Source organism: Bacteroides sp. (assembly GCF_030151085.1).
Lineage (GTDB): Bacteria > Bacteroidota > Bacteroidia > Bacteroidales > Bacteroidaceae > Bacteroides.
On sequence record NZ_JASLER010000028.1, the window covers coordinates 1 to 16,938 of the forward strand.

Below are 16,938 nucleotides of genomic sequence, written 5' to 3' on the forward strand. Positions count from 1 at the left end.
AGCGGATGCACTCAGTGCATTTCCCAGGACTGTAAAGATGATGTTTTTGTTGGCTTTGCTATTATGTAGCGGAGTTCAGGCAAATGCGGCTTCCGACATCATTTTGCAGCAGGCGGAAAGAACAATTTCTGGTGTGGTAACAGATGAAAACAGCGAGCCTTTAATTGGAGTAGCTGTTATGGTCAAAGGTACAAGTTTAGGTACTACAACCAATTTGGACGGTGTATTTACATTAAAGATACCCTCAAGCGCAGGAACACTGCAAGTATCTTATGTGGGAATGAAAACTATCGAATTGCCTATTGGCAACAAATCGCAGTTTAATGTGAAGATGGAATCGGATGCAGTATTGATTGATGACGTTGTAGTTATCGGATACGGTACCCGTTCCAAGAAAGATATGTCTATTTCGGTTAGCTCCGTAAAAGGTGATGCTCTGAACGATAGACCTTCAGCTTTCAATATTATGCAAAGCGTGGCAGGTAAAGTTGCCGGTGTACAGAATGTGTCCATGTCAGGTAGACCGGGTGGATCTTCATCCTTGCGTGTTCGTGGTATGGGTTCTATCAATGCCGGAAAAGACCCTATCTATGTATTGGATGGTGTAATCGGTGTAGATCCCGATATCATCAATGCTGCTAATGTAGAGTCTATTGACATTCTTAAAGATGCTGCTGCAACAGCCATGTATGGTGCACAAGGATCAAATGGTGTTGTGCTTATCACTACGAAGAAAGGTCAAAAAGGTAAAGGTTCAATCACTTATGACGGCAAAGTCGGATTTGGTTTTATGGGCCGGAAACTCGATATGCTGAATTCGGATGAATATATGGAAGTTCAGAGACGTGCCTATGCTTATAGCGGACAAACGATGCCCCATCTGACAACTCCCAATGAAAAGCTGTTCTATTATGCCAAAGACGCTTCCGATAATTATAAGTATGATGAAAACGGTCTTTTAATGGCTTCACCGAGATATAATACGGATTGGCAGAAAGAGGTGACTCAAACAGCTATGACTAATGACCATATTCTTTCTTTCTCCTCGGGAGGTGATGATACCAGCATATATGCCAGTATCGGTTATCAAAATCAGGAAGGATTGATAAAGGAGAGCGAATACGAACGTTATTCTGCAACATTGAATGTAAGAACTAAGATTAAAGATTGGTTCCGTATTCAGGCTGTAGCCACTATGGGTAGCCAGAAGGGTAATAATAACGATATGGAAGGTTCTTTCAATCAGGGTGCCCTTAGAAATATGATTGAGATGCCGTCTATTATCCCTGTTCAATATGAGGATGGTACATGGGGACGTAAGCATGATTATCCATTGTCGGAAACAGCAGAAAATCCTTTGTTGTTACTCCGGGATAGAAAGAACGAATGGAAGTCTAATTTCTCATTGTTCAGTTTGAATGCTACTTTTGACATTACTAAGAAATTGTCACTTACTGTTCAGGGAGACTATCAGGTGAGCAACCGGAAAGAAATGAGTTATGCCAAAGCCGGACTTTTCGATGTAAGTGAAAACAATGGCGGATATGCAGACATAAGAAACGCAGATACTCAGAAACTTACCAGTGAAAACTATTTCACGTATACTGATACATACTTTGGCGGTAAACTTAGTTCGAATTTCGTTTTGGGAGCCAGTTGGTATTATAACCGTGCAGAAGACTCATCTGCTGGTTCGGAACAATATTTCGACGATTCTTTCGATTATCATAATTTGTCGGCAGGAACCACATGGCATGAACCCAAATCGGGCATGAACCAGAATACTATGAACTCATATTATTTCCGAATGAATCATAGCCTTCTTGACAGATACCTGCTTGGTTTTACGTTCAGAGCGGATGGGGCTTCAAACTTCGGTATGAATAACAAATATGGATATTTCCCGTCTGTATCTGCCGGATGGCGTGTTTCGGAAGAAAGCTTCTTCGAGCCTGTAAAAGATGTTATCAGCCAGATGAAACTAAGAACCAGTTACGGTATTGTGGGAAATGCTTCTATTCCTAATTACAGAACTATATCACAGTATAGTAATGGTTCTACAATATTCAATAAGGCACTTACTTCATACGTTGTTTTCAGCAATTTGGGTAATAAGGATCTTAAATGGGAGTCCTCACGTCAATTCAATATCGGTCTTGATATGAGCTTATGGAATAATCGTTTGGAATTTATTCTGGATTATTATCACAAATCTACCAAAGATTTGCTGTTTGAGAAGCAAATTCCTTTCACTACCGGTTATTCTACTACATGGACTAATCTTGGAGAAATCGTAAATCAAGGTTTTGAGGCAACTATTACTTCACATAATATCAATGCTCGTAATTTCACATGGACTACCGACTTGGTATTCTCTATGAATAAACTGCTGGTTGAAGATATTAACGGAGAAACTATCGATACAGGAAATAATACTATTGCCAGAGAAGGAGAGAAGTGGGCATCGTACTATGTATACAAAAGACTGGGAACTTGGGGCTTAGCCGAAGTAGCTGAGGCTGCCAAGTATGGTAAGAAACCGGGTGATGTTAAATACGAAGATGTGAATGGCGACTATAAGATTGATGAGGAAGACCGCCAGATCATGGGAAGCGGTACACCTAAAGGTAGTTTGACGATGGTGAATACGTTCACCTATAAAGGTTTCTCTTTGATGGTAGACCTGAACTATACTTATGGGTTCAAAATTATGGATATAACGAACTCCATGCTTGAAAACCGACCTTTGTATAGCAACAATGTGAAGTCTATACTCGACGCATGGACTCCTGAACACCAGAACACAATGGTTGCTGCCATACGCCTTCCGTCGGATGCTTATTTCGGAGAAAACGAAAAAGACTCATACATGCTTCATAAGGGTGATTTCCTGAGACTTCGCAACGTTTCGTTGTCATATACTTTCAGCCCTAAAATAATGAAAGCATTCCGGGCTTTCAATAGTTTGTCTATCGGAGTTTCTGCTGAGAACCTGTTTGTACTCACATCATATCCGGGATACGACCCGGAAGTTGGTGCATTCAATGCGGATAGCGGACAGAGTATCGATTTCTATTCCTACCCTCGTCCGACGACTATTACTGGTAATATAAAGGTTGTATTCTAAGAAAATAATATAGACGATTATGAAGAAAATATATTCAAATATATGTGGGTTGATTGCCCTGATGGTAATTGCAACGTCATGCGATGCATTCCTTGAAGAGAAACCGAAGACATTCCTCACCCCCGACTCATACTTCCAGAATGAAGGGCAAGTAGTTGCTGCGGTGAACGGACTGTATACATTTCTGGACGATATCTTTAATGGAGATATTGAACCCGGTTCGCAAACATTTATCTTTTTGGAGTACATGTCGGGATATGGCGAGCGTTTACGTGGCTCTGGTACTCAGGATTTGGCACAAGCCAATAGTCTGAATGTGGCAGAAAACAACGGATATGTCCAGAAATTCTGGGAAACGGCATACAAAGCCATTGAGAACTGTAACGGTACTATCGAAGGTATTGAAGCTATTGCAGATGGTGTTTTAACCGCAGACAGAAAGAACGAGTTGCTGGGTGAAGCTTATTTCATGCGCGCTTACTACTATTTCAATCTGGTAAGACTTTACGGACCTGTTCCCTTAAAACTTACTAGTACATCGAGCTTGGCGAATGTAGCAATTGAGTTAACATCCATCGAAGGCGTTTATGCCCAGATTGATCTTGACCTGACAAAAGCCGGTGAACTCATGGACAAAACAGCATGGGCAAATGCCAGTGGAAGAGTTTCTAAAGGAGCCGTAAAATCATTACACGCCAAGGTATACCTGACTATGGCCGGATATCCGTTGAAAAAAGGAACCGAATATTACCAGAAAGCATTTGATAAAGCATACGAAGTATATAAGAGTGGAGCTTTTAGATTGTTTGACACATACGAGGAACTGAGAACCATTGAAAATACCGGTGAACATATATTCTCTATCCAGCGCGAAGCCGATAATGCAGGTTCTCCTGTTCATGGCAATATGTTGCCCTATCCTGCACCGCTAAAAGCTATTTCGGCTAACGCTGCATTCGGTGGTGCATTGGTTCCAACCATGTTGTTCTACAATACATATCCTGATGGAGACAAACGTCTGGAAGAACAAGCATTTTATTATACCCAGCATCAAGCTCTCGACAATTCGGGCATCGTCGAATTGGGAAGACCGTATATATACAAATTCTGGGATGATGGAGCAGCAACTACCGGTAAGTCCGGTGCTAACTATACACTTTTGCGATATGCAGATGTACTGTTGATGATGGCTGAGGCTAAAGCTGAGGCAGATGGAGGAACAACTTCCAATACCGATGCGGTGGATGCATATTATGCTGTAAGAAAAAGAGCATTGCCCACAGAAGCAAGACCGTCGACCGTGAATACGAATACCATCTTAAAAGAAAGATTCTGGGAACTTTGCTTTGAAGGACAGACATGGTATGATATGTTGAGAACCCATAAAGCTTTGCATGCTGTTACAGGCAATATCGTAGATATGATGGGTTACCAGACACCGGGACATGGAGCTGCATTCAAAGAAGCAGATCTTTTATTACCGTATCCTATCCGGGAAAAACGATTGAATCCTAATCTGAAAAGAGACTAGAAATACGTCATTGAAAGATATATTGAGAACAAATAGTTTGAAAATGAAACATAACTCCAAATATATGGCTTTTTTAGCATTTTGCTTGTGCTCCCTCTTCGCTTGTTCGGATGGTGGCGGTACAATAGATAACCCCTTTGAAAATGGGAATGGTGATGGAGTTATCAAAATCACCAATACATCGAATGCTGATACATTGTACTTGGCATGGGAACTTACCGATACTAAAGTGAGTTTCGATAGTTACCGGATCGAATTGGATAAACCTCAAACGGTCAAAACAATCGGGAAGGAACAAAAGGAATTCTTTTTTACTCATGTACCGTATAATGAACCTGTATCTGTAACCGTTTCGTTAATCAAGAATAACGAGGTTATAAGCACTTCATCCACCAAAGTAAAGATTGATGGTCTGGACAAAAAGATCTCAGGAGTTATCATTCCGGATCAGGGCAGTGTGACAGGAGGTGATGGTATGTATTCCATTCCGTTGCCCGATGGCAGAAGTCTTTTCCTGATGGGCGATTCATATATTGGAGCTGTTTCTAATGGACAACGTTCCACTTCAGACCGCATGTTTCGGAATACCTATATCATGTATGACAATGGTAAAGTCAGTGCCATTTACGGAGCCGGCGGCAACAAGAATGCTTCTGCCGCCGTTCCTCCCGAATTTCCCAATGAGAAGAAGTGGTATTGGCCCGGACATGGATTTGCTGAAGGTAATAAATGCTATGTTTTCCAGACATTGATGTATCAGGGAAGCGATGATATGTGGGGATTCAGATATGAAACCACCCATATTCTGGAGTACAGCTTGCCCGGTATGGAATTGGTAAAGACTACTCCCATACCTTTCAATGGTTCGGAAGATATTCATTATGGGATGGCAGCATTGAAGGAGGGTGATTATGCTTATATCTACGCTCAGGTGGATGTGAGGAATGACATGAATCCTATATCCGATGTGTTGGTTGCAAGGGCTACTATGAACAACCTATATACGAATTGGGAATATTATACAGGTTCGGGTTGGAGCACTAATGCTTCGGCAGCGGTTAAGCTGGAAGGTTTGGCAAGCGTACCGGTATCTTCGCAATTCAATGTGTTCAAATTGCGTGACAAATATGTTTTGCTCACACAGAACAAGGCTTTTAATTCCGGAGAGATATACACATTCATTGCAGACAGTCCTAGTGGTCCGTGGAGAAACAAACAACTTGTTTTCAAAACTTACGAACAGAATACCCCACACTTGTTTACTTACAATGCAATGGCTCACCCGCAGTTTGAGAAAGACGGTATGATACTGATAAGTTACAACGTCAATACCGAAGTTTATGCGGAACAGTTCAGTGATGTAAGTACCTATCGTCCCCGATTCTTCTGGGTCGATATAGATAAGATTTTAAAATAAATACTTTAAAAAAGAAGATATGAAAAAGAATATATTAATAGTTGCAATAGCGTCATTGCTTTTCTCCCTTTCGGCTTGTGATACCGACGACCGGGTAAAGATGAGCGATAATTATCCCACGGATGGCGATATAAATTACGGCATCAGACAAGTTATGCAATACGATGAAGTGAACATTAACGGTATAGATATCGCTTCGAAGTTCAAGTTCTTTGAAACATTCAAATTGACCATACACTTTACCGATAGTAAAATAAGCGGGGTTACCTTTACGAATGGCGAGGTACCTTTCTCTCCTTATAATTTTGAGATACCATCCGGTAGAGTGGACTGTTACTTAGATACCGAAGCGCTTCCCAATGAATTGCGCATCACCGGTACGGAGCATGTGATTGCTTATTATCAGAATGGAGAATTCAGCATTCCTTTTAAGTTGGATTGTCACTCATTGGATTATAAATACACATTTAAAAGCATTAACCAATAATATAGAATACGTATGAAACTCATGAAAAAATATATGCATCTGCTACTGCTTTCGGCAGTGTCATTTCTGGTTATCACTTGTATGACCATAGAGGACGTTATCCATCCTGACGATGCACAGGTGAACAGTGATATCAATATATCTGTCAAGATAAAGATTGCGGCCGAAACGGATGGTAATAGTAAATTGGCGTTTGCTATATTGGTACCCAAAAGCTGGAATGTTTCCAAAAACGCTAGTCTGTTCCTTTCTACAACCGCCGGTTTTGCAGCTAATGCTGTTACCAATGAACCTATGGTACTTGTAGGAGCAGGAGAAAAGAATCCTTCGGACGGTCTGCCTTGGGCTTCTTCATTCCAAAGTAAAATTGGTGTGTTAGAAAATACAGGACCGGTTGAATGGGTGGTATTCAAGTCTGCTACCACTTTCCAGATCAATGATAAGAATCCGGGTCAGGGAGTCATCGATGGTACTGTAAACATAAAACTCCATACCGGAGAAAGAGCGGTTAAATTCTATATGGGATATACATTCTGTGGTGAAGCTTTCGGATTCAACAATGAAAAATACCCCGATGATTATGTGAAGGCATCCAAGATACTCGAAGTGACTGGTGGTGACGAGCCGATGATGGACTTTACTGCTGATCCTGCTATATCTTTTGTACCGGCAACTTTCGGTTTCGGTGATATTTTCTCTATCAGATACAACGAACCTAATTATGTGACCGAAGGCGGTCTGAAAGGTGGCGAGGCTTATCTTGGTGGAAAAGTAGTATACGAAGAAAACGGAGTACAGAAGGAAAAGTCCGTAGATGAAACAAGTAGTAAGACGCTTATGGAAGAATTGGGTGATATGGGTCAGGTTACTACTTGGCAGAAGTATATTTACCCGAAAGACTTCTTCGATTTGCCCAAAGATGCAGTCATTCTAAGCATACAGGTTCGCTTCACTAACAAGGATAAGAGTGTCGTTATACTCAATAACGAGACGAATGGTGACTTCGCAGTAGAGGAGACATGTGAGTAAGCTGGTCATATATTCCCCTCTTTTTGCCATCGTGATGGCAAGACTTTGCCAAGCCGATGGCAAGGTCTTGCCAAGCTGATGGCAAAAGCTTGCCACTTCGATGGCAAAGTGGTTAAGATTTCTATACTATAAATGAACAACATGAACAAATATATATATTTGATAATCTTCTCTTTCTTCTCCACAGGACTCTGTGCGCAACAGAAAGACTTGGTGCAGTATGTGAATACCTTGCAAGGAACGGATTCCCATTTTGGATTGAGTTATGGGAATACGTATCCAACGACGGGTATGCCTTATGCCGTGCACACATGGTCGGCACAGACCGGTCCGAATGGAGAAGGATGGAAGTATCAATTTGCTGTAGACAGCATCAGAGGCTTTTGCCAGTCGCATCAATGCAGTCCGTGGATGAGTGATTATGCAGTCTACTCATTTATGCCGGTAGTGGGCGAATTGGTAGTCAATCAGAATGAACGGGCAACCAAGTTCAGCCATGACAATGAGATAGCAAAACCACATTATTATAAGGTGATGCTGAACAACGGCATTACCACCGAAATGGCTCCTACTACACGCGGAGTACATTTGCGCTTTTCGTATCCTTCTGCCGGAGATGCTTATTTGGTGATTGATGGATACATAGACATGAGCGAGATAAAGATAGACCCAATCAAGAAGCAAATATCCGGTTGGGTGAATAACCAGCGTTTTGTGAACGATCCGAAATCTTTCCGCAATTATTTTGTCGTCCAGTTCGATAAATCTTTCGAAGACTATGGAGTATGGGAAAATCAGAAGGGCAGTATCTTTCCTAAGAAACAAGGGGGAGCAGGAAAGGGATACGGTGCCTATATCAAGTTTAAAAAAGGATCGAAAGTGCAGGCCAAAGCAGCCTCTTCTTATATTAGCGCCGAACAGGCACTGATAACTTTGAACAATGAACTGGGTGCGGATAAGACGTTGGAGGTAACCAAAGCACGTGGCTTTAAAACGTGGAATGAACTACTAAATAGAATTGTAGTCGAAGGGTGTACAGACGAACAACTGAAGACTTTTTATTCTTGCTTGTTCCGCGCAAACTTATTCTCACGTAAGTTCTACGAACGCAAGGAGGATGGAAGCCCTTATTATTACAGTCCGTACAATGGAAAGGTATACGATGGCTATATGTACACGGACAATGGATTCTGGGATACTTTCCGTTCGCAATTTCCTCTAACCAACATACTGCATCCTACCATGCAGGGACGCTATATGAATGCACTTCTTGCAGCACAGCAACAATGCGGATGGTTACCTTCCTGGTCTGCACCGGGTGAAACGGGAGGCATGCTGGGCAATCACTCCATTTCACTGCTGGCAGATGCCTGGGCAAAAGGCATTCGTACTTTCGATCCTGAAAAGGCTTTGGAGGCATACGCCCACGAAGCAATGAACAAAGGGCCTTGGGGAGGTGCTAACGGACGTGGTTTCTGGAAAGAATATTTCGAGTTGGGCTATGTCCCTTATCCCGAATCTATGGGTTCGAGTGCGCAGACTATGGAATATGCATACGATGATTTCTGTGGCTACCAATTGGCTCGAATGATTGGAAATAAACATTATCAGGAGGTCTTTGCCCGGCAGATGTACAATTACAAAAATGTCTTCGATCCTACTATCGGACTTATGCGAGGAAAGGGGACTGATGGGAAATGGCAAGAACCATTTGATCCGTTGGAGTGGGGCGGACCCTTTTGTGAAGGGAATGCGTGGCACTACACCTGGTCTGTATTTCATGATGTACAAGGTTTGATTAATTTATTCGGAAGTGATGAGAAGTTTACTTCTAAGATAGATTCCGTATTCATCTTGCCCAGTACCATTAAACCGGGTACTTACGGTGGTGTCATTCACGAAATGACAGAAATGGAACTGGCCGGTATGGGACAATACGCTCATGGAAACCAGCCGATTCAACACATGCCCTATCTGTATAGTTATGCCGGTCAGCCCTGGAAAACGCAGTATTGGGTGCGTCAGATTGTAGAAAGATTGTACAACTCTACCGAAAGGGGCTATCCGGGTGATGAAGATCAGGGAGGAATGTCCTCATGGTATATACTCAGTTCGCTCGGTATCTATGCAGTTTGTCCGGGTACGGACGAATATGTAATTGGAAGTCCGCTATTCAAGAAAGCTACCATTACTATGGAGAATGGAAACAAATTTGTGATTGAAGCTCCGGAGAATAGTAAAGAGAACCTCTATATACAATCGGCAACTATAAATGGCAGAGTCTTGGATAAGAACTATATTCATTATACGGATATAGCAGACGGTGGAGTGTTGAAATTAGAAATGGGAAGTCAGCCTAATAAGAGTAGATGTACTACTAAGTATGCAGCTCCTTTCTCTTTGTCTAAAGAATGAGTACAAATAAAGTTATATACTATAGAATGAAATCTAAGTTTTTATTAAGTCTATTGTTCTCTCTAGCTTTTGGAGGAACAATTGCATCGCAGGCTTTGCCCGGCAATTATGCCCGGCAAGTCAATACGTTGATTGGTACTAAAGGTGTAGGACTGACGTCGGGCTACCTCTATCCGGGGGCAACCTATCCTTACGGTATGGTACAGTTCACGCCTTCTTACTTTTCCAAACGCTCCGGCTTCGTAATCAATCAATTGAGTGGAGGCGGTTGCGAACACATGGGCAACTTCCCGACTTTCCCACTAAAAGGGAAGTTGGAGGTTTCTCCCGACAATATTTTGAATTACCGTATCAATGTTACCGAAGAAAAGGGACATGCCGGCTATTATGAAGCCAGGGTGCAGGAGGATATCAAAGCCCAACTGACTGTGACCGAACGAACCGGTATGGCAAATTATGAATATCCGGCAGACCAGCACTATGGTACGGTGATTATTGGCGGAGGTATTTCTGCCACTCCTATAGAACAAGCTGCTGTTGTAATAACCGCACCTAACAAGTGTGAAGGATATGCCGAAGGAGGCAACTTCTGTGGTATCCGCACTCCCTATAAAGTCTATTTTGTTGCAGAATTCGACACAGACGCCTTGGAGTCTGGTACCTGGAAAAGAAATGAGTTGATGCCGAATACTACTTTTGCCGAAGGTGAGTATTCCGGGGTATATTTTACATTCGATGTTAGTAAGAAGAAAAATGTCCAATATAAGATTGGCGTTTCTTACGTTTCAGTAGAGAATGCACGCGAAAACCTGAAAGTAGAGAATACAGGATGGGATTTCATGCATATACAAAGTCAGGCGGAAGCTAAATGGAACCATTATTTGAGTAAGATTGAAGTGGAAGGAACAAACCCGGACCGTGTGACTCAGTTCTACACTCACATGTATCGTTCTTTTATTCATCCGAATGTTTGCAGTGATGTGAATGGGGAGTATATGGGGGCGGACTATAAAGTATATAAGTCCCGTTCCAAACATTACACCTCTCTTAGCAACTGGGATACGTATCGTACGCAGATTCAACTGCTGTCGATACTCGACCCTGAAGTGGCTTCCGATATTGTTATTTCCCATCAATTATTTGCTGAACAGTCAGGTGGCGTTTTCCCACGCTGGGTGATGGCAAATGTAGAAACAGGAGTAATGCAAGGTGATCCGAGCCCTATCTTGATTTCTAATGCGTATGCTTTCGGAGCTCGCAATTACGACCCGAAGCCAATCTTAAAGATAATGCAGAAAGGTGCCGAAACTCCTGAAGCTAAATCACAGGAGGTAGAAGCACGCCCGGGGTTGAAGCAATATCTGGATAAAGGCTACTACAATGCTTCCATACAGTTGGAATATACTTCTGCCGATTTCGCTATCGGGCAGTTTGCTTTGCACGCTGTAGGCGATGAATTTGCAAGTTGGCGTTATTTCCACTTTGCCCGTTCATGGAAGAATCTGTATAATCCTGAAACCGGCTGGTTACAGTCGCGCAACCCGGACGGTTCATGGAAGCCTCTGAGTGAAGACTTCCGTGAATCTACGTACAAGAATTATTTCTGGATGGTGCCTTATGATATTGCCGGTATGATAGATATTATCGGTGGCAAGAAGAAAGCGGAAACACGTTTGGATGAGTTCTTCTTCCGTTTGGATGCCGGATACAATGATGCTTGGTTTGCTTCGGGCAATGAGCCGAGTTTCCATATTCCCTGGATATACAACTGGGTTGGGACTCCTTATAAAACACAGGAAATAGTAAACCGAGTGCTGAACGAGCAATATTCAAGTAAGATAGACGGATTGCCGGGCAATGATGACTTGGGCACTATGGGAGCATGGTATGTCTTTGCTTGTATCGGCCTTTATCCTGAGATTCCGGGAATCGGAGGCTTTACGGTAAATACCCCGATCTTCTCGTCTGTTAAAGTACATCTGAAAAAAGGTGATATTGTGATAAAGGGTGGTTCGGAGAAGAAAATATATATCAAGTCTATGAAGCTGGATGGTAAACCATACGAAAGTACTTGGATAGACTGGGAGCAGCTTCAGAATGGCGCTACTATAGATTATATCACTTCGAACAAACCCGATGTGAAGTGGGGGACGAAGATCGTTCCTCCCTCTTTTCCCTGATAAGGTTCTAACCACTAACTCTGTATAACATGAAAAGAAATTTATTGAATATAACTTATTTATTGTTGGGTGCTGCACTCATAACTTCGTGTGCAGAACGGAAACAAACAACTCAGTTTCCCGATTGGGCATGGACGGATTTTCAACGTCCCGAAGGTGTCAATCCTATTATCTCTCCTGATTCTACGACTCTTTTTTATTGTCCGATGAGGCAAGATTCGGTAGCATGGGAAGCGAGCGATACGTTTAATCCTGCCGCTACTATCTATGATGGGAAGGTCGTAGTACTTTACCGGGCTGAAGACAATTCGGCGGTAGGCATCGGTTCGCGTACTTCCCGCTTGGGATATGCCTACTCCGATGACGGTTTGCATTTTACACGCATGTCTGTTCCGGCATTCTATCCGGCTGATGATAGCCAAAAGGAACTGGAATGGACTGGTGGTTGCGAAGACCCACGTGTAGCCGTGACGGAAGACGGATTATATGTGATGCTTTATACACAATGGAACAGAAAGCAGGCGCGTCTGGCAGTAGCAACTTCCCGTGATCTGCAAGCATGGGAGAAGTATGGACCGGCTTTTGCCAAGGCGTATGACGGCCGCTTTTACGACGAGTTTTCCAAGTCGGCCTCTATCGTAACCAAGGTGGTAGACGGAAAACAGGTGATTGCCCGGATCGACGGCAAGTATTGGATGTATTGGGGAGAGAAGTTTGTCAATGTAGCCACTTCCGAAGATTTGGTGAACTGGACGCCTTTGCTGGATGAGGCAGGAGAGTTCCTGAAAGTAATCACCCCACGTGAAGGCAAGTTCGACAGCTCGCTCACCGAGTGCGGACCGCCGGCAATCATGACGGATAAGGGTATTCTACTATTCTATAATGGCAAGAATGCCGACGGAGCAGAAGGAGATACGCTGTATACAGCAAATTCTTACTGTGCCGGACAAGCCTTGTTCGATGCCAAAGATCCTACTAAGTTGATTGACCGTTTGGATAAACCGTTCTATATACCGGAGTCAGACTTCGAGAAGAGTGGGCAATATCCTGCCGGAACCGTATTTATTGAAGGACTTGTATTTCACAATCAGCAGTGGTACTTGTATTATGGCTGTGCCGATTCGCGTGTAGCGGTAGCTGTATATAATCCATCGAAGAATTAGAAAATAGATTGTAACTTTATAAAATAGAATCACAACATGAAAAACTTTATTGTATTAGTTGCAGCGGTTTGTATAGCTTGCACTACTGCATTTGCTCAAACCGTAAAACCTTTTAAGGAAGGAGAACGGGCAGTCTTTTTAGGAAATAGCATCACGGATGGCGGACATTATCATTCGTACATTTGGTTGTATTACATGACTCGCTTCCCTACCATGAATCTACGTATGTTCAATGGTGGTATAGGTGGTGATACGGCTTTTGATATGAATAAACGTTTGGATGGTGACATTTTCTGTTTGGAACCGACCGTGTTAATGGTCACTTTCGGAATGAATGACTCCGGCTATTTTGAATACAATGGCGATAAACCCCGTGAATTTGGTGAACAGAAGTATCAGGAAAGCATCAAGAACTACCAGCAGATGGAGAAACGTTTCAAGGAACTTCCCGATACTCGGATTGTGATGTTAGGAACTTCTCCTTACGATGAGACTGTTAAAATAGAAGGAAATGTTCCTCTCAAAACAAAGAACGAAACAATCAAGAGAATCGTAGAATATCAGAAGCTGTCTGCTGCGGAAAATAAATGGGAATTCACCGACCTGAATGCACCGATGACTGCCTTGAACCAGCAGTTTCAGCAGAAAGACCCTGCATTCACTCTTTGTGGACGCGACCGCATTCATCCCGATAATGACGGGCACATGGTTATGGCATATCTTTTCCTGAAAGCTCAGGGATTTGCAGGCAAAGCCGTGGCGGATGCAGAAATCAATGCTGGAAAGAAGCAAGCCGTCAAGTCAGAGAATTGTACTATTTCAAATATCAAGATGATTGGGAAAGAACTGAGTTTCGATTATCTGGCAGAAGCCTTGCCTTATCCTTTGGACACTATCGCCCGTGGATGGGAACAGCGCAAGAGTCAGGCGGAAGCCGTGAAAGTAGTTCCTTTTATGGAGGAGATGAATCGTGAAATGCTGAAGGTTACCGGATTGAAAGGCAGTTATAAACTTCTCATTGATGGTGAGGAGATAGGTATCTGGAATGCTGATGAACTGGCGGCTGGTATCAATTTGGCTAAGGAAACAAAGACTCCCCAATATCAGCAGGCTTTAACTGTAATGCGTCTCAATGAATATCGTTGGGAGATTGAAAGGACTTTCCGTGATTACGCATGGATGCAATTCGGATTCTTCCAGCAAAAAGGTCTGCTCTTTGCCAATGACCGAAAAGCAATTGAAGTAATGGATGATAATCTCGAAAAGAATGGTTGGGTGAAAGGACATAGGGATAACTATACCCGTCTGATGTCTGAGGCAGTCCGCGATGCTCGTAAGCAGGAAATCGAGATTCTTATCAATAAGATTTACGAAGTTAATAAACCTGTGACCAGAAAGATCCAGTTAAGACAAAATTAATATGTCAGGACAGACTATAGATTAGTTGCTACTTGTCGTACCAAATCCCGCATACTGAATAGCTGAAAAGCTATTCAGTATGCGGGATTTAGTATAATAGGGGCATTACTCATTGAAGTTGTACTTGGCAAAGTTTTCTATCCCGTTCTCCTTCATAAGCCAATAGCTTTTGTTGTTTTTTTTATTTTATAATGCAAAATACAAATTTGCTGTTTTATATGTAATTTTGTATTGCTTTATATACACTTTTCTTGTAAATAGGTGCTCTAGCTATGTTTTAGAACATAAGTGCCTATAGTTTTCTTCTAATTGTTTTGCTGCTTAATATATGTTTTATAGTTTTGTATTGTAAATGCTAGTTTTATAATATAAAAAGTAAAATATTAATAGCATTAATGATGTCAACGTATTTGTCCTTTTCATTTGTACAAGCACAAAATACGAGTTTTCCCATTTATCTTGATATGGAGAAATCAGTAAATGGAAGGATAGATGAAATATTAATCACTATAAGCAATGAAAAACAATTTCTTACAAATTATTGCAACTGCCTTGTTTGGTACGGCGGTAGCTGTGGGGTGTTCTGCACCTCAACCTCAACAGAATTCACTTCCTGAAGAAGTCACTCTTTCAAAGTCAATCTTGCTGGATAAGATTAAAGGGGGCTGGGCTGGACAGACCATTGGATGTACGTATGGAGGTCCTACCGAGTTCAAGTTTCGTGGAACTATGATTCAAGATTACAATCCTATTCCTTGGGATGATGGCTGTATCAAGAATTTCTGTTTAAACGGACCAGGACTGTATGACGATATTTATATGGATCTCACGTTTGTGGAAGTGTTCGACCGTTTGGGGTTGGATGCTCCGGTAGATTCATTTGCAATGGCATTTGCCAATGCCGACTACGTGCTATGGCATGCCAATCAGGCTGCTCGTTATAATATTCTGCAAGGCATTATGCCCCCTGCTTCGGGGCATTGGCTAAACAACCCACATGCAAATGACTTGGATTACCAGATTGAAGCTGATTATTCCGGCATCATGTCACCCGGTATGCCTAATTCCGCTTCGGAAATCTCAGATAAGATAGGCCATATCATGAACTATGGCGACGGTTGGTATGGCGGTGTTTACGTTGGTGCCATGTATTCGCTGGCTTTTGTGTCGGATGATATTGAATTCATTGTGACAGAAGCTTTGAAAACCATTCCGGAAGAGAGCCTTTACCATAAATGCATGAAAGATGTGATAGGATGGTACAAGCAATATCCTGATGACTGGAAGCGCACTTGGTTTGAGTGCGAACGTAAATATTCCGAAGATATAGGTTGCCCTGACGGCGTGTTTGTACCCTATAATATTGACGCCACCATCAATAGTGCTTATATTTTGATCGGTTTGCTTTATGGGAAAGGTGACTTCTTCAAGACAATGGATATCTCTACCCGTTGCGGACAGGATTCCGATTGTAACCCGGCTTCTGCCGCTGGTATTCTGGGTACTATACTGGGCTATAATCGTATTCCCGAGTATTGGATGAAGAACCTGCGTGAGGCCGAGGACATTGATTTTGCTTTCACTTCTTCTTCTTTGAATAAGGCTTATGAGATGAGTTACAACCATGCCTTGCAGATGATAGAGCGTAACGGAGGTAGTGTGGGCGATAGCACAGTAACCATTGTTTGTCAGCAGCCAACTCCCGTCAAATTGGAGAAAGCTTTTGAAGGTATGTATCCTGTAATGCGTAAGAATTTGAACCGTATGGCTGAGAAATTTGACCAGTTTGAGTTCAATGGAACTGGCTTTGCCTTGCGTGGCAGCGTGAAATCAAAGAACGATGATTATGTAGCCGATCTCTCGGTATATGTGGATGGCGAGTTGGTAGAAAAAGCCAAATTACCAGTTAACTTTTCCAAGCGTCGTCAGGAGCTTTGCTGGAAATATCAGTTGCCCAAAGGAAAGCATACTCTAACTTTGAAATGGAATAATCCTGAGAAAGATGCAATGGTGCATTGCGGGGAAGTGATTGTCTATTCGGATGCGCCGGTACAAATAAACCATCAATAAATAAGGAGGGGGTATGCTAATTTATGCCAGAACTCAAGGATGCGAGGGAAAGTGGGTAGTTACAATAAAGAATCCTGAGCACAGAAAGCAGTATAATAAA

General features: G+C 42.4%; 10 protein-coding genes. All 10 read left to right on the forward strand.

Going from position 1 to position 16,938, the window contains the following annotated elements:
• Positions 1-3,127 (forward strand): TonB-dependent receptor (locus Q1W14_RS05155; RefSeq protein WP_300699720.1); only part of this gene is annotated, 3,127 nt, incomplete at its 5' end.
• A 19-nt stretch (positions 3,128-3,146) separates the two neighbouring features.
• Positions 3,147-4,658, forward strand: a complete 1,512-nt coding sequence (locus tag Q1W14_RS05160; protein WP_300699721.1) for a RagB/SusD family nutrient uptake outer membrane protein — start codon at positions 3,147-3,149, stop codon at positions 4,656-4,658.
• A gap of 43 nt (positions 4,659-4,701) precedes the next feature.
• Positions 4,702-6,075, forward strand: a complete 1,374-nt coding sequence (locus Q1W14_RS05165; RefSeq protein WP_300699722.1) for a DUF5005 domain-containing protein — start codon at positions 4,702-4,704, stop codon at positions 6,073-6,075.
• 19 nt (positions 6,076-6,094) lie between these two features.
• Positions 6,095-6,562: a hypothetical protein gene (locus tag Q1W14_RS05170; RefSeq protein WP_300699723.1), complete on the forward strand. Its 468-nt coding sequence runs from the start codon at positions 6,095-6,097 to the stop codon at positions 6,560-6,562.
• Positions 6,563-6,574: 12 nt separating this feature from the next.
• Positions 6,575-7,591, forward strand: coding sequence for a DUF4961 domain-containing protein (locus tag Q1W14_RS05175; protein ID WP_300699724.1), 1,017 nt, complete (start codon positions 6,575-6,577; stop codon positions 7,589-7,591).
• A gap of 141 nt (positions 7,592-7,732) precedes the next feature.
• Positions 7,733-10,006, forward strand: coding sequence for a GH92 family glycosyl hydrolase (locus Q1W14_RS05180; RefSeq protein WP_300699725.1), 2,274 nt, complete (start codon positions 7,733-7,735; stop codon positions 10,004-10,006).
• A gap of 26 nt (positions 10,007-10,032) precedes the next feature.
• Positions 10,033-12,186 carry a GH92 family glycosyl hydrolase gene (locus Q1W14_RS05185; RefSeq protein WP_300699726.1) on the forward strand — a complete coding sequence of 718 codons (2,154 nt, stop codon included), beginning with the start codon at positions 10,033-10,035 and terminating at the stop codon, positions 12,184-12,186.
• A gap of 29 nt (positions 12,187-12,215) precedes the next feature.
• Positions 12,216-13,349 (forward strand): glycoside hydrolase family 130 protein, encoded by a 1,134-nt coding sequence (locus tag Q1W14_RS05190; RefSeq protein WP_300699727.1) that lies wholly within the window; start codon positions 12,216-12,218, stop codon positions 13,347-13,349.
• Positions 13,350-13,385: 36 nt separating this feature from the next.
• On the forward strand, positions 13,386-14,768 hold the full coding sequence (locus Q1W14_RS05195; protein WP_300699728.1) for an SGNH/GDSL hydrolase family protein: 1,383 nt from the start codon (positions 13,386-13,388) through the stop codon (positions 14,766-14,768).
• A gap of 516 nt (positions 14,769-15,284) precedes the next feature.
• Positions 15,285-16,838: an ADP-ribosylglycohydrolase family protein gene (locus tag Q1W14_RS05200; protein WP_300699729.1), complete on the forward strand. Its 1,554-nt coding sequence runs from the start codon at positions 15,285-15,287 to the stop codon at positions 16,836-16,838.
• The last annotated feature ends 100 nt before the right edge of the window (positions 16,839-16,938 follow it).

What these genes read in the sequence shown, in the direction of transcription:
- Q1W14_RS05160 (WP_300699721.1), top strand. Translation starts at nt 3,147, where the DNA reads ATGAAGAAAATATATTCAAATATATGTGGGTTGATTGCCCTGATGGTA.
- Q1W14_RS05165 (WP_300699722.1), top strand. Translation starts at nt 4,702, where the DNA reads ATGAAACATAACTCCAAATATATGGCTTTTTTAGCATTTTGCTTGTGC.
- Q1W14_RS05170 (WP_300699723.1), top strand. Translation starts at nt 6,095, where the DNA reads ATGAAAAAGAATATATTAATAGTTGCAATAGCGTCATTGCTTTTCTCC.
- Q1W14_RS05175 (WP_300699724.1), top strand. Translation starts at nt 6,575, where the DNA reads ATGAAACTCATGAAAAAATATATGCATCTGCTACTGCTTTCGGCAGTG.
- Q1W14_RS05180 (WP_300699725.1), top strand. Translation starts at nt 7,733, where the DNA reads ATGAACAAATATATATATTTGATAATCTTCTCTTTCTTCTCCACAGGA.
- Q1W14_RS05185 (WP_300699726.1), top strand. Translation starts at nt 10,033, where the DNA reads ATGAAATCTAAGTTTTTATTAAGTCTATTGTTCTCTCTAGCTTTTGGA.
- Q1W14_RS05190 (WP_300699727.1), top strand. Translation starts at nt 12,216, where the DNA reads ATGAAAAGAAATTTATTGAATATAACTTATTTATTGTTGGGTGCTGCA.
- Q1W14_RS05195 (WP_300699728.1), top strand. Translation starts at nt 13,386, where the DNA reads ATGAAAAACTTTATTGTATTAGTTGCAGCGGTTTGTATAGCTTGCACT.
- Q1W14_RS05200 (WP_300699729.1), top strand. Translation starts at nt 15,285, where the DNA reads ATGAAAAACAATTTCTTACAAATTATTGCAACTGCCTTGTTTGGTACG.